The following is a 19,907-nucleotide window of genomic DNA, read 5'->3' on the forward strand; positions in this document are numbered from 1 at the left end:
TTTGTCACAGCCGTGCTCAGAATGAACCCATCTGGTGTAAGATCCACGCAAAACGCCTGCTGTATGGTTAAAAAGGAGACGGACGCGTGCTTTTTACGCTCAAGAAATACATTGGCGGCCTGATGCTGCCGCTGCCTGCGTTGCTCATATTGATTGGAATTGGGCTATTGCTCGTCTGGTTCAGCCGCTGGCAGAAAACAGGCAAAGGTATTATCAGCGCAAGCTGGTTGGTTCTTCTGCTACTGAGTTTGCAACCCGTCGCGGATAACATGCTCAAACCCATCGAGGACAGTTATCCCACCTGGCACGGCGAAGAAAAGGTTAAATATATCGTGATACTGGGGGGCGGATATACCTGGAATGACGCATGGGCGCCCAGCTCAAATCTTATTAATAACAGCCTGCCACGTTTGAATGAAGGCATTCGTCTGTTGCATCTGAACCCAGGGGCGAAATTGATCTTTACGGGGGCGGCGGCAAAAACGAACCCGGTCAGTACAGCAGAAGCCGGGGCCAGAGTGGCAGAGAGCCTGGGCGTTCCGCGCAGCGATATCATCACCCTGGATTCACCGAAAGATACCGAAGAGGAAGCCACAGCAGTCAGGCAGGCCATTGGCGATGTCCCCTTTTTACTGGTGACATCCGCATCGCATATGCCCAGAGCAATGGTTTTCTTCCGTAATGCAGGGCTGCATCCTCTTCCCGCTCCCGCGAACCAGATGGCTATCGTTTCCCCTCTTAATCCGTGGGAACGCGTCATCCCTTCCCCGGTCTGGCTCATGCACAGCGACCGGGTGGGGTATGAAACGCTTGGACGGATTTGGCAATGGTTGAAAGGTGACTCAGGCCAGCCAGGGCAGGAGTGACTTAGACGCCAGGTCAAAACTGGGGCGACTGAAGTGGCCCGTATTTACCAGGTTCGCCACTTCATCCCACAGCAGGTAGAGCCAGCGTCGCCACATGAAGGATTCCGCAACGGGCGCCCGCTGAAGGTAATGCCAGAACAAGCCTTCAGCCAGGGGGCCATCCGCCAGGCGGAACAGCTCATATTCTCGTGGTGCCCAGAGCATAATGCCCGGCCCAACCATAGCCAGAAGCTGATCGCTTCGGGCATCTTTCAACATACTACGCAGGTTGAAGTTGCCGTGCACCAGCACACAGTTGTCGTTAAAACCTTCGAACAGCGACGGCAGGCACTCCCTGGTGCGGAACAGGATACGTTTATCCTGCATCGTGAGCCCCGTATTATGGTACTGATTCAGAGTGGTCCATAGCACTTCTACCCGCTGGCGATACCAGGAGGGCCAGATATTCTCCTGCGTATTGTCCACCATTCCCACACAGCCATGGCTGTCCTGTCTGTGCCAGGACAATAGCCCTTCCACGATTTGATCTTTCAGATGCTCCCAGCGTTCGGGGGTACGTGCAGGCGCTTCCACCGGTACGCCGCGCAAGCGTTCCATTAGCAGGACATCTGGCCCTGGATGCTCTTCATGGGTCATTACGCCATACACGACAGGCATACGTACCGTACCACTGCGTGCCAGCATTGAGATTTTCCATGCCAGTTGACGTGCAAGGCCAGGGGTGGAAAAACTCCTCGCCAGTAGCGGCATCGGATTTCCCTGGCTGTCATACAAGGACCATAACGTTGTATCAGGTCTCTCGCTGACACATTCCATGCGGCTCAGCTTTTCACCCAGCAGGTGGCTCAATTCAGCGCGCAGTTGTTCCATATCAGATTGCCCTCATGAAGACTACTGCTTTTATAATGAGCGCCGGATGCCGGGATGTCACCCTGATGAGATCAAATCATTACGAGAATTTGCGGGAAAAACGCAAATCCCCTCAGAGCGAGGGGACTAAGAAGGGAAATTAACGCATTTCAGCGCGCACGCGCACCAGATCTTCCTGCGTATCAACGCCCGTACCGGGAACTTCCGTCGCTACGGCCACGTGGATTTTCTCGCCGTACCACAGTACGCGCAGCTGCTCCAGCATTTCGATATTTTCCAGCGGACTGGCTTCCCAGTTTACATAACGGCGGATAAAACCGGCGCGATAGCCGTAAATACCGATATGACGCAGGAAAGTATCGCCAATTGTCTCACGAGAAGCCGCAAAACGGTCGCGATCCCACGGGATGGTTGCCCGGGAGAAATAGAGCGCATAACCTTGCGCGTCGGTCACCACTTTCACCGCGTTAGGGTTAAATGCTTCTTCGGCATGATGAATCGGCACGGCCAGCGTAGCCATACCGATGTCGCGCGCGGCCAGGTTTTCAGCTACCTGACGAATAATCGCCGGCGGGATCATCGGTTCATCACCTTGCACATTGACGATCACGGTATCATCGCTGAAACCACATTTTTCGACGACTTCGGCCAGGCGCTCCGTTCCGGAGTGATGATCGGCGCGGGTCATGCAGACCTCTCCCCCCGCTGCTTCTACCGCACGCGCAACATCAGTATTGTCGGTCGCAACAATCACGCGCGCCGCCCCTGACTCACGAGCACGTTCCAGCACATGCACCACCATGGGTTTCCCATTGATATCAACCAGGGGTTTTCCTGGTAAACGGGTGGACGCATAACGCGCTGGAATAATGACAACGAAACTCATGGCCGACTCTCTTCTTCTGTTAATGAACGGGCTTCGTTTTCCAGCAGTACAGGAATGCCCTCGCGCACGGGATAAGCGAGGCTATCCACTTTACAAATCAATTCTTGTTTATCCTGGCTGTAATAGAGTTTGCCGTTACAAACCGGGCAGGCAATGATTTCCAGTAACCGATGATCCATATTTCCTCCTGATGAACCTGACGCGTGATCCGTAAATTTTAACATATTCAGTGGTCAGGCTGCGTCTATTTCCAGCCCCTGGCGATGATCAATAAAAAGCCCTTCCGGCAGAGACCCAAAGGTAACCCGCTGTGCACCTTGCCAGTGCGCAAAATCACCAATTGCGTTGATGAGCCCTTTTTCAAGCGTGCGCCCCGGTTTTACACCGTTTTCAAGGTAGAGCGCAATGACCTCCAGTATCGACGCTTTGCGATGCATTTTGGCATCCATTCGCCCGACCAGACGGCCACGATGCAGCAGCGGCAGCACAAAATAACCGTACTGGCGTTTTGGCGCAGGCGTATAGCACTCCAGACGATAGCTAAAATCAAACAATTGCTCCGCCCGTTTGCGATCCCACACGACCGGGTCGAAAGGTGAGAGCACAGCGCTATGCGTTGCTGTCAGTTTTCCAACGGTCGCGAGGTCAAGCTGTGACAAAAGGTCTGTATGTAGCCAGGCGGGGCCCAGTTTTTCGACGTCCACCGGGACAATCTTGCCCTCTTCCTCCAGGCGCTCAAGCAGCAGTGGTAACGCAGGTCGGCGCAGACGGTAATAGTCCGCAAGCCATTCGGCACGAAAGAGGCCCAGACTACGCGCACTTTTTTCAAGCATAAGGTGCTCGGCTTCTACCTGCGTCAATAAGTCGCGTTCGTCATTCCAGTCTGGCATCACCCGATGGGTGAGATCATAAACGCGCTGGAAATTGCGACGCTCGATAACCATCACTTTCCCTGCGGTAAACAACCCTTCAAGATGGCGCTTATGTGGCTTCCATTCCCACCAGCCGCTGGCCCCTTTACGCGGATGTTCAAAATCAGCCGACCGAACGGGGCCATTTTGCTGAATATGTGCGACGAGCGCCTCAATTTCCTGCGCATGCTCTTGCATCCACGCCTGGCGATATTTCCAGCCCATCTTATCAGGGGCAAGCATACGGTGACGGAATAAGGCAAAATCGCTGCGCGGTAAAAAACAGGCCTCGTGCGCCCAGTATTCCATCAGATCGCCATTTTTCAGCGCGTCATCAAGCCATTGCGCAGGATATTTGCCAAGACGGCTGAATAACACCAGATAGGGGCTACGTGCCACAATGTTGATGGTATCAATTTGCAGCAATGACATACGCTGAATTGTCTTCAGGACGTCACCAGGGGTGGCGCGACGGGATGGTTTTCTCAGTAACCCCTGAGCAGCGAGGTGAAGATGACGGGCAGTTTGCAGCGTGATTTGTGGCACAGACATAGGCTTCCCGGTTGTAGAACACGGCGCGCCCCGACAAGAGTGTCAGCGCACCAGAATTAAGAGTTCCTGCAACAACTTCTCTGCTCGCTTATCCTCAAGATGCGCATCCACAGGCAGATACCACCAGTTTTGCTCCGCAAAGGGGCGACACTTGACGGCATCTTTTTCCGTCATGATAAGTGTTTGATCCGGCTCAATCAGTGCTGAGACATCCTGCGGGGAAAGCGCCTGGTGATCGGCCAGGGCAACGGTTTTCACCGGATGCGCACCGGCTTCATGCAGCGTAGCAAAGAAACGCGGAGGATGACCAATGCCGGCCATCGCAACCAGATTTTGCAACGCATTGACACTGCGGCGCTCACCAGTGAGCAAATTCACGGCCAGCCCTGGCTGCAATCGCATGGCTATCTCGCCAGGCTGAGCAATACCACCGTTCGTGATCACAGCATCGACGGATTTAAGTCGGGATGCCCGTTCACGCATCGGCCCTGCAGGAAGCCACCAACCGTTGCCAAAACGCCGCACGCCATCAATAACAACAATTTCTTTATCACGATGCAGGCGATAATGCTGCAAGCCGTCGTCGGTAACGATCAGCTGCACTGGCGAAGCGGTCAGAAGCGCTTTGACGGCATCGACCCTGGCGGGAGACACAGCGACAGGTGCCCCTGTACGTTGAAAAATAAGCACCGGCTCATCTCCCGCCTCGGCGGTCGTGGTTTCAGGCGTGAGTAGCAGCGGGTAGTGTGCGGCTTTACCGCCATACCCTCTGGAAACTACCCCGACCCTGATACCGCGCTGCTGTAATTGTTCAACCAACCAGACAACCACCGGCGTTTTGCCATTGCCGCCCGCGGTCAGATTGCCGACCACGACCACGGGAACGGGTGCGCGCCAGGCTTTTTTTAACCCCATCCGCCAGCACAAACGAATAATGCCGCTGACCAGACCATAGAGCCAGGACAGCGGCAATAACAGCAGCCACAGCGGTGATTCGCCGGACCAGATGCGCGCAATCATTCGCCAAACTGCATTTTATGCAACTGCGCATAAACACCGCGCTGCGCCAGAAGCTCGCTATGGCTTCCACGCTCAACGATGCGCCCATCTTCTACCACCACGATTTCATCTGCCTGTTCGATCGTAGAAAGGCGGTGGGCAATCACCAGTGAGGTACGGTTTTTCTGCAATTCATTGAGCGCCGCCTGAATCGCACGCTCTGATTCCGTATCCAGTGCCGATGTTGCCTCGTCCAGGATAAGGATAGGGCTGTCACGCAGCAGCGCACGAGCAATCGCAATACGCTGACGCTGGCCGCCGGAAAGCAATACGCCGTTTTCACCGATAATGGTGTCCAGACCATTGTCCATCTTATTGATGAAATCCATGGCATAGGCCATTTTCGCCGCCTGTTCGATCTGCTCACGGCTGTACTCTTCCGTACGGGCATAAGCAATATTATTTGCCACGGTATCGTTGAAGAGGTGCACGTTTTGCGAGACCAGTGCAACCTGGTTACGCAGTGACGTCAGCTTATACTCACGCAGGTCATGACCATCCATCAGGATCTGGCCTTTATCAATGTCATAGAAGCGCGTGATGAGGCTTGCCATGGTCGATTTCCCTGACCCTGAACGCCCCACCAGCGCCACTGTTTTCCCTGCCGGAATGCTCAGATTGATATTACGTAACGCAGGCGTCTCGCGCCCCGGATAAGTAAAAGTGACATCACGGAACTCAACGTCACCTTTTGCTCGTTCAATAACCAACGTACCTTCATCTTTTTCCTGCTCGCTATCGAGGATAGCGAATAACGTCTGGCAGGCCGCCATCCCGCGCTGAAACTGCGCGTTGACGTTGGTCAACGATTTCAGTGGACGCATCAGCGCGATCATGGAGGAGAACACCACGGTGATGGTCCCGGCGGTCAATGTGTCCATCACGCTTGGGAAGCTTGCAGCATAAAGCACAAAGGCCAGCGCCAGCGAAGCGATAAGCTGAATGATTGGATCGGATATTGAAGACGCCGACACCATTTTCATTCCCTGCAGACGCATCTTATTGCTGACTTTCTCAAAACGGCTGGTCTCGACGCTCTGACCACCAAACATCAGCACTTCTTTATGCCCTTTCAGCATCTGCTCGGCACTGGTCGTCACCTGCCCCATCGTGTTTTGCATATTTTTACTGATATTGCGAAAACGCTTTGACACAACGCGAATAGCAAAAGAAACGATCGGCGCAAGCACAATCAAAATGGCGGACAATTGCCAGCTGTAATAGAACATCATCACAAACAGACCGATGATAGATGCCCCTTCACGTACCACAGTGATCAGCGCACTGGAAGAAGAAGAAGCGACCTGTTCAGAGTCATAGGTAATGCGGGACAGGAGTGTCCCGGTAGATTGTTTGTCAAAGAAGGATACGGGCATCCCCATCATATGACCAAAGAGGCGGCGGCGCATGGTCATCACCACTTTGCCTGAAACCCATGAAATACAGTAGCTAGAAATATAGCTGGTGATGCCGCGTAAAATCATCAGCCCGATAACCACCAGTGGCATCCACAGCAACACTGAGCGGTCCGTTTTACCAAAACCATCATCCAGTAATGGTTTGAGAAGCGATAACATAAATGTATCGCTGGCGGCGTTGAGGATTAACGCTACTCCCGACACGATCAAACCCGTTTTAAACGGCGCAATGATGGGCCAAAGTCGGCGGAATGTCTGCCATGTTGAGAGATCTTTGTCGTTATGCATTCAAAAAACCAGCACTTGTTGAAATAGCCGCATATTCTACCCGTTATCTCCAGGTACGCCAAACCACTGATGATACCAACGTGGGAAAATTTGCTCACGTAAACTCAAGATTTTCCAACCTTGCCGCGAGAATAAGGCAGTTATTTGTCCATGATGAGGTGTATCAAACCACCGGTACGCCTGTTGCTGATAGCGTTTTTGCACTTTTGCCGACGGCAAACGCCAGTTGTTGTAACGCGATGCAGACACCAGCGCGACCGTTCCATTAACCCTTTGAATAAAAGGAAGCGAGGATGAAGTGGTGCTGCCATGATGAGGCACCTGGATAAGTGTAGCCTGGAGATGCTGCCAGTAATGGCTCATCATCCCCATTTCCCCTGCGGTTTCAATATCTCCCGTAAGCAGTATGCTTTGTTGTCCGTCATCAACTTTGACCACGCATGAGCGATCATTTCCTTTCATTTGCGCATCTCTGAGTGGCCAGTGCGCTGTGAAGGTCAGCCCTTGCCATTGCCAGCTTTCACCGCGAAAGCAGGGCTGATGACCAGCCCAGCCTAATGGGCTTTTAACCCAAAGCGATGGCCAGTCGATGAGAAGCGTATTAAGCCCACCGCGATGATCAAGATGATCATGGCTGAGGATAATGCCCTCCGGTTGCAGATGATGCCAACGTAACCAGGGCGTAATCAGTTGCTGCGCGCTGTCCCCGCCAGGCCAGGCAAGCCCGGTGTCGTACAGAATAGCCTTACCATTGCGCTCAATGACCATCGCCAGCCCCTGGCCTACATCAAGCATATGAACAGCCCAGTCACCGTCGCGCTGGGTCGGACGAAAAGGGAACAGCAGTAGAATGATTGCTGTAAAACCGATTGCAGGAAAGGAGCGCCAGCAGTGCAATTTTCCCATGACAAGAAAAAGCCAGGGGAGCCAGGCTAACCCAAGCCAGCGTGCATCCACATCAAGCCAACCGTTCGGCAGGCGTTGCAGAAACCAGAACAGAATCGCAAGAGAACCATCAGCCAGATACCAGACAACTGCCTCAACACTTTGCAGGCCGGTTGGATGCAGTAGCATCCCGAAAAGGACGAGTGGGACAGTGATAAAAGTAACCAACGGTACAGCAATTAAATTTGCCGCCATTGAGCTCAGGCTAAGACCGTGAAAAGACAAAATCTGCAGCGGCATTAGCAATAATGTCATGCCAGCCTGGATATAAAGAAGGTCGATGAGAATCCGCTGCCACCTGCACAGAGTGTGTATCCGTAATGGGAGCCATTGATACCAAAAGATCAGCGCCGCGACGGCGAATGCAGACAGCCATAAACTTTGCGACAAGACAGCGACAGGATCGATAAACAGTATGCCAGCAATGCAGCACAGCCAAACCTGCCACGGTGTCCACTGGCGTCCCGACAGACGTAGCGCCGCCCATATTCCAATGGACAGCGTCGTTCGAAAAGCGGGTGGTTGCATTCCCGTCAATCCGGCGTAACTGATAGCACTGACCACGCCAATCAGTAACGGTAAATGCCAGTTAATTCGTCTTGCGGGGAAAAAGCGCTGCACCCCTCTTGCCAGTAACACGCCAAGCATTGCCGTTAGCGCAATATGCAGACCGGATATCGCCATCAGATGGGCAGTCCCCGTCTGACGCATAATATCTTTCACCTCGCGATCCAATGCAGAACGCTCGCCAAGCCCCAGCGCCAGAATGACTGCCCTCCAGGGGTACGCTTCCAGTTGCGTGCTCAGCGAATCCAGGTACTGACCGCGCCAGCTACATTGGGCATCCGCAATCTGCGCATTAATGAAGCGACCCGTCAGCGGTAAATGCGACGACAGTGCATGACGCTGAGTATCAAATCCTCCATCATTCAGTTGCCCGTGTACAGGCCGCGCTCTGATAGTCATATCCCACTGCTGGCCAACACACACAGGCTGCGGCAAATATTCGCCGTAGAGCGTTATGCCTGCTGCAGGAATGATGCGCTTACCGTCCAGATGGGTGATCTCAGCGTAGTGTGTTGTTGCATGATCGGTTCCGGTTATCACCACCCTCACCTGCCGATTCGCCCCCGGCAAATGTTGAGTTGGCCAGATAGCCTGCAATGCTGCTAACAATCCCCAGGCGAAAAACAGCACCGTAAAACCGGTATAACGAATGTAGCGCTGATGTCTGCTGGCAAGCAGGCACCCTGCAACAATTATCATCCAGACATGTTCAATTTCAGGCAGTACTGGGAGAAATAATAGTGGCAATATGCCTACGTTCAGGGAAAACGCTAGCGCAGGTAATGGCATGCCCACCTCCTTGTTGCGGTAAGTGTGACCGGCGTTGCGCAAGCCGTCTGGCATGATTTTCTTGTTTTGCGGCGAAGGTGGGCAGATTTAAACGAACTTGCAGCCAAAGACAGGCATTATGCGAGCAGTCTTCCACGGCTCTGGGGGCAGAAATGAAAAAAGCACCTGTCGGTGCTTTTCACGATGATTAGGTTTCAATACAGATTGAAACTTAACCTTCATAAATATTGGCGCGGTCACGCAATTCTTTACCCGGCTTAAAGTGTGGAACGTATTTCCCTTCCAGATCCACTTTATCGCCCGTTTTCGGATTACGTCCGGTGCGGGGTGCACGATAGTGCAGAGAAAAACTGCCGAAACCGCGGATCTCAATACGCTCACCCTGGGCAAGAGTAGAGGCCATATGCTCCAGCATCTCTTTGACCGCATCTTCCACGGCTTTCGCGGGAATGTGCGATTGCTGGCTGGCAAGTCTTTCAATCAATTCTGACTTGGTCATGATTCCTCCGGTTTCCTTCAAGGCAAATTAGCTTAACAGCTTGAACAAGGGCGGCCGTAGCCGCCCTTTGTGCTTGATTACAGGACGAAATCTGTAATCTGTCAAGTATACTCATCATACTTCGCGTGTCAGACACGGTTGCTTTGCAATATCGCCCCGGTGATTTACCGAGGCGATGTACTAACAGCCGTCTGGCAGTCCAAAGTATGGCGAAATATTACTCGCCTTTAGCTGCTTTGAAGGCTTCTGCCATAGCGTTGGAGAAGTTACCGTCTTCCTGTTTGTTGTTAACAGTTGCGATAGCATCTTTCTCGTCAGCTTCGTCTTTAGCACGAACAGACAGGCTTACTACACGGTTTTTACGGTCAACGCCGGTGAATTTAGCTTCAACGTCGTCGCCTACGCTCAGAACCAGAGTTGCGTCTTCAACGCGGTCACGGGATGCTTCAGAAGCACGCAGGTAACCTTCAACACCGTCAGCCAGTTCTACGGTTGCGCCTTTCGCGTCAACTGCAGTGACTTTACCGGTGACGATCGCGCCTTTCTTGTTCAGAGCAACGTAGTTGTTGAACGGATCTTCTGCGAGCTGTTTAACGCCCAGGGAGATACGTTCACGCTCTGCGTCAACCTGCAGAACAACCGCTGCGATTTCGTCGCCTTTTTTGTATTCACGAACTGCTTCTTCGCCTGCAACGTTCCAGGAGATGTCAGACAGGTGAACCAGACCGTCGATGCCGCCGTCCAGGCCGATGAAGATACCGAAGTCAGTGATAGACTTGATTTTACCTTCAACACGGTCACCCTTGTTGTGGGTTTCCGCGAACTGCTGCCACGGGTTAGCTTTGCACTGTTTCAGGCCCAGAGAGATACGACGACGTTCTTCGTCGATATCCAGAACCATAACTTCCACTACATCACCAACGTTAACAACTTTGGATGGGTGGATGTTTTTGTTGGTCCAGTCCATTTCGGAAACGTGTACCAGGCCTTCAACGCCTTCTTCGATTTCAACGAAGCAGCCGTAATCGGTCAGGTTGGTTACACGACCGGTCAGTTTAGTACCTTCCGGGTAACGTTTAGCGATAGCAACCCACGGATCTTCGCCCAGTTGTTTCAGGCCCAGAGATACACGGGTACGCTCGCGGTCGAACTTCAGCACTTTAACAGTGATTTCGTCGCCAACGTTTACGATTTCGCTCGGATGCTTAACGCGTTTCCATGCCATATCGGTGATGTGCAGCAGGCCGTCAACGCCACCCAGATCAACGAATGCACCGTAGTCAGTGAGGTTCTTAACGATACCTTTAACTTCCATGCCTTCCTGCAGGTTTTCCAGCAGTTGATCACGTTCTGCGCTGTTCTCGGATTCGATAACGGCACGACGAGAAACAACAACGTTGTTACGCTTCTGGTCCAGCTTGATGACTTTGAATTCAAGCTCTTTGCCTTCCAGGTGCAGCGTGTCGCGAACCGGACGAACGTCTACCAGAGAACCCGGCAGGAACGCGCGAATACCGTTCAGCTCAACAGTGAAGCCGCCTTTGACTTTGCCGTTGATAACACCGGTAACAGTTTCAGCTTCTTCGTACGCTTTTTCCAGCGTGATCCACGCTTCGTGACGTTTAGCTTTTTCACGGGACAGCAGGGTTTCACCGAAGCCGTCTTCTACTGCATCCAGAGCAACGTCAACTTCGTCGCCAACCTGGATTTCCAGTTCGCCCTGGGCGTTTTTGAACTGCTCAGCCGGAATGGCAGACTCAGATTTCAGACCGGCGTCAACCAGTACTACGTCTTTGTCGATAGCAACAACAACACCACGAACGATGGAACCCGGGCGGGTTTCGATTTCTTTTAAGGATTCTTCAAACAGTTGAGCAAAAGATTCAGTCATGTTTAATCTTCAGGTTAATATTAACGTCCACCTGGCTCCGTGCCGGATGGGGTTGTTTCACATACCCGCCGTCAATCCTTTGCAGCGGGGGTACTGCTAATTCTGTCGCAATTACGCGAGTGCCAGTTTTTGGCGCGCATATTGTAGCGCTTTTTCAATCACTTGCTCAATAGTTAAACTGGTAGAATCCAGCACTAAGGCATCTTCTGCAGGAACAAGTGGGGCGACGGCGCGGTTGCGATCGCGGTCATCGCGCTCTTTTATCTCGGATAAAAGGCGATCAAAATTAACACTAAACCCCTTTTCCTGCAACTGTAGCATGCGGCGGTGCGCACGCTCTTGCGAGGAAGCGTCAAGGAAAATTTTCACTGGCGCATCAGGGAATACGACGGTCCCCATATCGCGGCCGTCTGCAATGAGGCCCGGCGCTTCGCGAAAAGCGCGCTGACGACGTAACAACGCCTCACGTACCCGAGGGAACGCCGCAACCTGCGATGCCGCATTAGCGACCTCTTGCGTACGGATCTCACCGCTCACGTCCTCACCTTCAAGGATCACTTCAAGGTTGCCGTCAGTCGAGACAAATCGTACGTCGAGATGCGCTGCCAGCGGGACCAGTACGTCTTCTGAGGTGACATCAACATGGTGGTGCAGCGCGGCCAGCGCCAGCACACGATAGATTGCGCCTGAATCCAGTAGATGCCATTGCAACGCTTCCGCCATTGCCTTGCACAGAGTGCCTTTCCCTGCACCGCTAGGCCCATCAATGGTGATTACCGGGGCAATTGCCGTCATCTTTTTCTCCTTCATAAAGGCATACCGTTAACGTGAACGCCGCGCATTATACGCTGCAACGCCAATGACCGTTACTACCAGGTATAAATAACGGGATTAATCGTTCTGAGTGGAGAAGGTTTGCGCAATTATAGAGGGCCGGAAGAATACCAGCCCGAAAGTGACAATTATTTACTTTTTATCTGCGGCGATACGATCACGAATATGCTGCGCGCGCTCCGCTGATGGCGGATGAGAATCAAATAACGATTTTGCATGGCCGGAGCCCATTTTCGCCAGTTTTTCAAAACTGGTCACAAGCCCCTGTGTTTTAATGCCGCGTTTTTTCAGCAAGTCATAGGAAAAATCATCCGAATCCGACTCCTGACTGCGGGAAAAGGCGGAATTGATCACGCCATTCGCCAAATCCCCCAACTGTGAGTGGGACAGTTGGGCCGCAACGCCGCTGGTAGCAGAAATTGCGTCACGGGCGGCAAGCGTCGCGTATTCTGCCTGCATGGCTTTCTTCGAATGGCCCAGCGCCACATGCCCCAGTTCATGGCCCAGAACCGCTTCAACCTCGTTATCTGTCATCAGATCCATCAGGCCGCTGTAAACGCGGACGCAACCATTCGCCATTGCCCACGCATTCACTTCTGACGTCAGATAGACTTTGTAATTAACGGGCGCGCCATCAGCATTGTTACCCAATGCTTTCGCGATTGTATTCAGGCGTTTTGTATATTTACTTGATGCGCCCGCCACTTTGTTGGTGGCATCCATCTGCTTACAGGCATCATTCGATAGCGCTTTGACATCGGCATCCGATAATGTCGCCGCTTTGAAGGCAGCAACACCTGAGCTTGCCAGCATATTCCCGTTCATATTTTTACAGCCTACCAGCACTACCGCAGCCACGGCTAATGCCAGGAATTTCTTTGTATTTATCATGTGAATCATCCGTTGATTGAATATATAAAATACATATAAATCATCAACTTAAAATAAGTTGATGCGCAAAAAATAGCATTCAACGGAGAAGGCAGCAAGGTGAAAAAATCTACAACGCCGACAGATGTCGGCGTCAGAAACTGCAGGAAAAGAATCAGCCCAGCGTACTGATACGCGCCAGCTGCTCGAAGTAGTCAGGGAAGGTTTTGGTCGTGCATTTCGGATCGAGGATAGTGACAGGGGTATCCGATAGCGCCACCAGCGAGAAGCACATTGCCATACGGTGATCATTATAGGTGCCAATTTCCGCGTATTGGATCTGCGCAGGCGGGGTCACACGAATAAAATCTTCGCCTTCTTCCACCTCAGCGCCCACTTTACGAAGCTCTGTCGCCATGGCAAAAAGACGGTCTGTTTCTTTAACGCGCCAGTTATAGATGTTACGCAATGTGGTAGTACCACGCGCAAACAGCGCCGCCGTCGCAATCGTCATTGCCGCATCCGGAATATGGTTCATATCCATATCAATGGCGTTTAACTCACCGTGCGTACAGGCAATAAAATCATCGCCCCATACCACCTCCGCCCCCATTTTTTCCAGTACATCGGCAAAACGAATATCGCCCTGCACGCTGTTGCGACCAATACCGGTGACTTTCACCGTGCCGCCTTTAATCGCGCCGGCCGCAAGGAAATAAGAGGCAGAGGAAGCATCACCTTCCACAAGATAGTGCCCGGGCGAGGTATACTGCTGATTACCGCGCACGACAAAGCGCTGATATTGCTGATTTTCAACTTCAACACCGAAGGTGTGCATCAGATGCAGCGTAATATCGATATAGGGTTTAGAAACCAGGTCTCCTTTAATGGAGATAACGGTATCTTGCGTCGCAAGCGGAGCGGTCATCAGCAATGCAGTCAAAAACTGGCTGGATACGCTGCCGTCAACCTCAACGCTGCCGCCGATGAACCCGCCGCGCAGGCGCAGAGGCGGATAATTTTCCTGTTCCAGATAATCAATCTGCGCGCCGCCCTGACGTAGTGCATCCACCAGATGGCCAATCGGTCGCTCTTTCATGCGCGGTTCGCCGGTCAGGACAATGTCATTGCTGCCAAGGCACAGCGCGGCTGCCAGCGGACGCATTGCCGTTCCTGCATTGCCCAAGAATAACTCCAGTGGTTTTTCTGTCGTTAACGGCCCGCCGACGCCGGTTACTTCACAGCGAGTACGATCCGCAGACAGCGTAAAGGAAACTCCCAACGCACTGAGCGCATTGAGCATATGGCGTACATCGTCGCTATCCAGAAGATTGGTCAGTACGGTGGTGCCCTGTGCGAAGGCGGCCAGTAACAAGGCGCGGTTGGAAACACTTTTTGAACCAGGCAGATTAATAGTGCCATCTACCCGCGCGATGGGTTGTAACGTCAGGGATTCCATAAAACTCAACTCTCAACAAACAGAATAAAAAACCCCGCAGCCAGGCTACGGGGTATGAGGCAAGCCAAATTTAGCCGTGGCGACGTTCAAAGTCAGCCATAAAGTCAGTCAGCGCTTTTACGCCTTCCAGCGGCATCGCGTTATAGATAGAAGCACGCATGCCACCGACAACGCGGTGGCCTTTCAGTGCATGCAGCCCTGCCGCCAGTGACTCTTCCAGGAAAATTTTGTCGAGCGCGTTGTCAGCCAACTGGAACGGAACGTTCATGCGAGAACGGTTCGCTTTGGCAACATCGTTACGGTAGAAATCACTTTTATCAATCACACCGTACAGCAGGTCAGCTTTTTGCTGATTAATACGGTCCATGGCTGCAACGCCGCCATTGTTTTTCAGCCATTTGAAGACGAGGCCAGCCAGATACCAGGCAAACGTCGGCGGCGTGTTAAACATGGAATCGTTTTGCGCAAGGATGGTGTAATCCAGAATGGAAGGGCAAGATTGATGCGCTTTACCCAGCAGATCCTCACGAACGATAACCAGCGTTAAGCCTGCCGGGCCGATATTTTTCTGCGCACCTGCATAAATCACGCCGTAGCGGGAAACATCCAGCGGAGTGGACAGAATAGTGGAAGAGAGATCTGCCGTTACCACCACATCGGACGCAAAGTTCGGCGTTTCATTGATGGCAATACCGTCAATGGTTTCGTTCGGGCAGAAGTGCAAGTAAGCGCTGTTATCGCTCAGTTGCCACTCGCTCATCGGCTTCACGCCACGCAGCCCCTCTACAGAGATTTTTGCGTCGATAACATTTGGGGAGCAGTATTTTTTTGCTTCTTTGATTGCACTCGCCGCCCAGTAACCTGCATCAACATAATCTGCAGTGGTTTTATTCCCCAGAATGTTCAACGGGATACCGGCAAACTGACCACGACCACCGCCATGGCAGAACAAAACTTTGTAGTTCGAGGGAATATTCAGCAGATCGCGAAAATCCTTTTCTGCTTCCTCAGCCACCTGAATAAATTCTTTACCACGGTGGCTGATTTCCATCACCGATGTACCAAGACCGTGCCAGTCACAGAGTTCCTGTTGAGCCTGTTTAAGCACATCCGCCGGTAACATTGCCGGACCTGAACTGAAATTAAAGACCTGAGCCATTTCCCCTCACCACGCTAAAAGCAATAAGTTATAACAGTGGATATCGGTTTTATCATTCAGTGACACGCGCCGCAATGTCTAAAACTTATGACCCGAAAAATGCGGTCATTGTCACACAAAACATTCTTCCGCCTAATCGTCATAAAACCGACATAATGGCTATCACGTTACCCGAATTCCCCGGCTGGCCTTCGACCATTCTGGATTTGCGCAGCGTGGACACAATTGATGGCAGCCCGCCGGCATGACCATGATTTTACTGCATTGAACACAGGCGTAGTCTCCCGCCTCAGGTACGGTAGTGAAACGTTCAGAAAACGCCTTCGGTAAAATACACAGCCCCGGTTTTACATCTTCATCGGTATAGTAAAAGACGCTCAGTTGACCATTGGTCTCCAGGATGGCCAGCCTCACCTGTCCCAGATGATCAACGCCGCGAATGCGTAGCTCCATAAAGAATTCAAATTCCGTCATGTTCTGCTTATCTAATTTCTCCCAGACAAATTCCCCTTCATGAATGATGATGGCGGGCTTTCCTTCCAGCAGATCTTCCAGTTTCTCACTGTGCGTCATGAACCACATCACCAGGCGGTACAGTACCGCGAGGGTAACAAATACCACCAGTACCGGAAGCATTGGCACATCGTCATAAAACGCAACGTCGCCTGCCGCTGAGCCTAACGTCAGAATGATCAATACCTCAAAGAGCGACATCTGACGCACACCACGTCGCCCTGTGATTTTGAGAAATATAAAGACCAAAACAAAGGTATAAAGGCTACGAAGCGCAACTTCGCCAAGAAACTCCAGAGGAACCTTATCCAGCGCCATGCGGTGGAGATCAAACGCTTTCATTTTTTTATGTCCGAACAATAAGTTAGATCCATTAATGATAGTCAAAAGTTTTATTTTCGCAGGTCAGCCCCCAAAGATAGCGTCAGTCACGTAAAACCCGTATCATTGCCCGCTTTACGTACAAAAAAGTGACTGCTATGACGCAAACCTATATCCCCGGCAAAGACGCCGCACTGGAAGATTCCATCGCTCGCTTCCAGCAAAAACTGCTCGACCTCGGCTTCAATATTGAAGAGGCCTCCTGGCTGAACCCGGTACCTAACGTCTGGTCCGTGCATATTCGCGATAAAGACTGCGCGCTGTGCTTTACCAACGGTAAAGGCGCAACCAAAAAGGCAGCGCTGGCATCTGCGCTGGGTGAATATTTTGAGCGTCTGTCCACCAACTATTTCTTTGCCGATTTTTGGTTAGGTGATGACGTGGCTAACGGTCCATTTGTCCATTATCCGAATGAAAAGTGGTTCACGCTGACCGAAGACGACACACTGCCGGAAGGCATTCTCGATCCGCGCCTGCGTGAATTTTACGATCCGGAAAACGAACTGACGGCAGGTATGCTGATCGATCTGCAGTCCGGCAACGAAGCTCGCGGGATTTGCGCCCTCCCCTTTACCCGCCAGTCAGATGAACAAACCGTCTATATTCCAATGAATATCGTCGGTAACCTGTATGTATCTAATGGCATGTCAGCGGGTAATACCCGTAATGAAGCGCGCGTACAGGGACTGTCAGAGGTTTTTGAACGTCATATTAAAAACCGCATTATCAGCGAACGTATCAGTTTGCCTGAAATCCCGGCAGATGTTCTCGCACGTTACCCAGGCGTTGTAGCATCCATTGAGAAGCTGGAAGCCGAAGGTTTTCCGATCTTTGCTTATGACGGATCGCTGGGTGGTCAATATCCGGTCATTTGCGTTGTCCTGTTTAACCCGGCTAACGGTACCTGCTTCGCCTCTTTCGGCGCACATCCGGACTTTGGCGTGGCGCTGGAACGTACCGTGACGGAACTGCTGCAAGGTCGTAGCCTGAAAGATCTCGATGTCTTTACCCCGCCGACGTTTGACGATGAAGAAGTCGCAGAACATACCAACCTCGAAACGCACTTTATCGACTCCAGCGGTTCGATCTCGTGGGACCTCTTTAAGCAAGATGCGGACTACCCGTTTGCTGACTGGAGCTTTGCCGGGACAACCGAAGAAGAGTTTGCCACCCTGATGGCTATCTTCAGGGCTGAAGATAAAGAAGTGTACATCGCCGACTACGAGCATCTGGGCGTCTATGCCTGCCGTATTCTGGTTCCGGGTATGTCCGATATTTATCCGGCAGAAGATCTCTGGCTGGCAAACAACAGCATGGGTAGCCATCTGCGCGAAACGATTCTCTCACTGCCAGGTAGCGAGTGGGAAAAAGAAGATTATCTCAATCTTATCGAGCAGCTTGATGAAGAAGGCCACGATGATTTCACTCGCGTACGTGAGTTGCTTGGCATGGCGACCGGTAAAGACAATGGCTGGTTTACGCTGCGTATTGGTGAACTGAAAGCCATGCTCGCGCTGGCGGGTGGTGACCTGGATCAGGCGCTCTCCTGGACAGAGTGGACCATTGAATTCAACGGTTCGGTATTCACCGCTGAGCGCATCAATTACTACCGCTGCCTGCAAACGTTGCTGCAATTATCTCAGGAAGAAGAGCGCCAGCCGCTGCAATATCTGAACGCTTTTGTGCGCATGTATGGCGCGGATGCGGTTGAAGCTGCAAGCGCGGCACTTAGCGGTGAAGCGCCCTTCTATGGTCTGCAGGCGGCGGAGGGGTCGTTGAAGGCGTTCCCGGCGCATCAGGCGTTGTTAGCCGCTTACGAAAAATTACAACGGGCCAAACGTGCCTTTTGGTCGAATTAACGACAAGTAACACGACAATCTGTAGGCTTAATCACAGGTCTACGTTATATTACGGGGCAATTTCATTGCCCCTTTTTATTTATATTTCGGCAATGAGTGCCAATTGTAATAATTAAGTTAACCATGGGTGAATATATTTATATAAACCCAGGGATTATTGTTACTCTTTATGGCAATTACTCCATTTTAATTAACCGTTGTGCGGGAGGCCTTATAAAAAAATTCAACTGTAATTGCAAATTTTAAACTTTATTTTTATTTTTATAATCAACAAGTTACTCCGCACTTGCTGAAAAACCATGCACTTTGCGGTCCTATAAGCCAGGCGAGATATGATCCATATCAAATTCTCTTCTATAATGCTTTGTTAGTATCTCGTCGCCGACTTAAATAAAGAGAGAGTTAGTGTGAAAGCTGACAACCCTTTTGATCTAATACTTCCAGCTGCGATGGCCAAAGTTGCCGAAGAAGCAGGTGTCTACAAAGCAACAAAGAAACCGCTGACAACGTTCTTTTTGGCGATTACAGCAGGTGTCTTTATCTCTATCGCGTTTGTTTTTTATATTACTGCCACCACTGGGACAGCATCAATGCCGTACGGCATGGCTAAACTGGTTGGTGGGATATGCTTCTCATTAGGGTTAATTCTGTGCGTCATCTGCGGCGCAGACCTTTTCACATCAACGGTGTTGATCGTGGTGGCGAAAGCCAGTGGACGTATCACCTGGGGCCAGTTGGCTCGTAACTGGGTAAACGTCTACATCGGTAACCTGATTGGTGCATTGCTCTTCGTGCTGCTGATGTGGTTGTCCGGCGAATATATGGTAGCAAATGGTGGCTGGGGCTTGAATGTCCTGCAAACAGCCGATCACAAACTGCACCATACCTTTATTGAAGCTGTCGCACTGGGTATTTTGGCGAACCTGATGGTCTGTCTGGCCGTATGGATGAGCTACTCAGGTCGCAGTCTGACCGATAAAGCCCTGATTATGGTTCTGCCGGTGGCCATGTTTGTTGCCAGCGGTTTTGAGCACAGTATCGCAAACATGTTTATGATTCCGATGGGTGTCGTAATCCGTCACTTTGCGAGCCCGGAGTTCTGGACCGCTATCGGTTCCAGCCCGGAAAGTTTTTCTCACCTGACTATTGCAAATTTCATCACCGATAATCTGATTCCGGTAACAATTGGGAATATCATTGGTGGAGGATTGTTAGTTGGGTTGACATACTGGGTCATTTACCTGCGTGGCGATAATCATCATTAATTGATGGTTGTTTCAGGCAGTAAATA

17 protein-coding genes are annotated in these 19,907 nt (G+C 51.6%); 3 read left to right on the forward strand and 14 right to left on the reverse strand.

Annotation, left to right across the window (positions count from 1 at the left end; all coding sequences use genetic code 11):
* Positions 1 to 86: 86 nt before the first annotated feature.
* Positions 87 to 866, forward strand: a complete 780-nt coding sequence (elyC, locus tag L2097_RS10765) for an envelope biogenesis factor ElyC (RefSeq protein ID WP_250352813.1) — start codon at positions 87 to 89, stop codon at positions 864 to 866.
* Here elyC and L2097_RS10770 read toward each other — a convergent pair.
* From L2097_RS10770 to L2097_RS10835, 14 genes are all read right to left on the reverse strand, one after another.
* Positions 843 to 1,736, reverse strand: a complete 894-nt coding sequence (locus L2097_RS10770; protein ID WP_047371046.1) for a YcbJ family phosphotransferase — start codon at positions 1,734 to 1,736, stop codon at positions 843 to 845. The two genes, elyC and L2097_RS10770, sit on opposite strands and share 24 nt — an antisense overlap.
* 139 nt (positions 1,737 to 1,875) lie before the next feature.
* Positions 1,876 to 2,622: a 3-deoxy-manno-octulosonate cytidylyltransferase gene (kdsB, locus tag L2097_RS10775; RefSeq protein WP_047371047.1), complete on the reverse strand. Its 747-nt coding sequence runs from the start codon at positions 2,620 to 2,622 to the stop codon at positions 1,876 to 1,878.
* A complete protein-coding gene (locus L2097_RS10780; protein WP_039078554.1) occupies positions 2,619 to 2,801 on the reverse strand; it encodes a Trm112 family protein in 183 nt (60 codons plus the stop codon). Before L2097_RS10780 ends, kdsB begins: the two co-directional genes overlap by 4 nt.
* A 54-nt stretch (positions 2,802 to 2,855) precedes the next feature.
* Entirely contained in the window at positions 2,856 to 4,085 is a 1,230-nt protein-coding gene (locus L2097_RS10785) for a winged helix-turn-helix domain-containing protein (protein WP_250352814.1), read from the reverse strand.
* A gap of 42 nt (positions 4,086 to 4,127) precedes the next feature.
* Positions 4,128 to 5,105: a tetraacyldisaccharide 4'-kinase gene (lpxK, locus tag L2097_RS10790; RefSeq protein ID WP_250352815.1), complete on the reverse strand. Its 978-nt coding sequence runs from the start codon at positions 5,103 to 5,105 to the stop codon at positions 4,128 to 4,130.
* Complete coding sequence (msbA, locus tag L2097_RS10795; protein WP_047371050.1) at positions 5,102 to 6,850, reverse strand: lipid A ABC transporter ATP-binding protein/permease MsbA; 1,749 nt, start codon at positions 6,848 to 6,850, stop codon at positions 5,102 to 5,104. Before msbA ends, lpxK begins: the two co-directional genes overlap by 4 nt.
* Before the next feature lie 36 nt (positions 6,851 to 6,886).
* Positions 6,887 to 9,151, reverse strand: coding sequence for a ComEC family protein (locus tag L2097_RS10800; RefSeq protein WP_250352816.1), 2,265 nt, complete (start codon positions 9,149 to 9,151; stop codon positions 6,887 to 6,889).
* Positions 9,152 to 9,362: 211 nt separating this feature from the next.
* Entirely contained in the window at positions 9,363 to 9,650 is a 288-nt protein-coding gene (gene ihfB, locus L2097_RS10805) for an integration host factor subunit beta (protein WP_039078549.1), read from the reverse strand.
* Positions 9,651 to 9,867: 217 nt separating this feature from the next.
* Positions 9,868 to 11,541 (reverse strand): 30S ribosomal protein S1, encoded by a 1,674-nt coding sequence (rpsA, locus tag L2097_RS10810; protein WP_047371052.1) that lies wholly within the window; start codon positions 11,539 to 11,541, stop codon positions 9,868 to 9,870.
* Positions 11,542 to 11,652: 111 nt separating this feature from the next.
* Positions 11,653 to 12,336: a (d)CMP kinase gene (gene cmk, locus L2097_RS10815; RefSeq protein ID WP_047371053.1), complete on the reverse strand. Its 684-nt coding sequence runs from the start codon at positions 12,334 to 12,336 to the stop codon at positions 11,653 to 11,655.
* A gap of 171 nt (positions 12,337 to 12,507) precedes the next feature.
* Positions 12,508 to 13,266: a metalloprotease LoiP gene (gene loiP / locus L2097_RS10820; RefSeq protein ID WP_250352817.1), complete on the reverse strand. Its 759-nt coding sequence runs from the start codon at positions 13,264 to 13,266 to the stop codon at positions 12,508 to 12,510.
* 154 nt (positions 13,267 to 13,420) lie between these two features.
* Complete coding sequence (aroA, locus tag L2097_RS10825) at positions 13,421 to 14,704, reverse strand: 3-phosphoshikimate 1-carboxyvinyltransferase (RefSeq protein WP_250352818.1); 1,284 nt, start codon at positions 14,702 to 14,704, stop codon at positions 13,421 to 13,423.
* A gap of 70 nt (positions 14,705 to 14,774) precedes the next feature.
* Positions 14,775 to 15,863 carry a 3-phosphoserine/phosphohydroxythreonine transaminase gene (gene serC, locus L2097_RS10830; RefSeq protein WP_085006016.1) on the reverse strand — a complete coding sequence of 363 codons (1,089 nt, stop codon included), beginning with the start codon at positions 15,861 to 15,863 and terminating at the stop codon, positions 14,775 to 14,777.
* Positions 15,864 to 16,025: 162 nt separating this feature from the next.
* Complete coding sequence (locus L2097_RS10835; protein ID WP_250352819.1) at positions 16,026 to 16,718, reverse strand: DUF421 domain-containing protein; 693 nt, start codon at positions 16,716 to 16,718, stop codon at positions 16,026 to 16,028.
* A 137-nt stretch (positions 16,719 to 16,855) separates the two neighbouring features.
* Here L2097_RS10835 and ycaO point away from each other — a divergent pair, with 137 nt between their 5' ends.
* Together ycaO and focA are read left to right on the forward strand one after the other, a co-directional pair.
* The gene (gene ycaO, locus L2097_RS10840; RefSeq protein ID WP_250352820.1) at positions 16,856 to 18,616 is read left to right on the forward strand and encodes a 30S ribosomal protein S12 methylthiotransferase accessory factor YcaO; all 1,761 of its coding nucleotides are present in this window, start codon (positions 16,856 to 16,858) and stop codon (positions 18,614 to 18,616) included.
* 407 nt (positions 18,617 to 19,023) lie between these two features.
* On the forward strand, positions 19,024 to 19,881 hold the full coding sequence (gene focA / locus L2097_RS10845; protein ID WP_250352821.1) for a formate transporter FocA: 858 nt from the start codon (positions 19,024 to 19,026) through the stop codon (positions 19,879 to 19,881).
* Positions 19,882 to 19,907 lie beyond the last annotated feature (26 nt).

This window comes from Citrobacter sp. MNAZ 1397, from assembly GCF_023613995.1.
Lineage (GTDB): Bacteria > Pseudomonadota > Gammaproteobacteria > Enterobacterales > Enterobacteriaceae > Phytobacter > Phytobacter ursingii.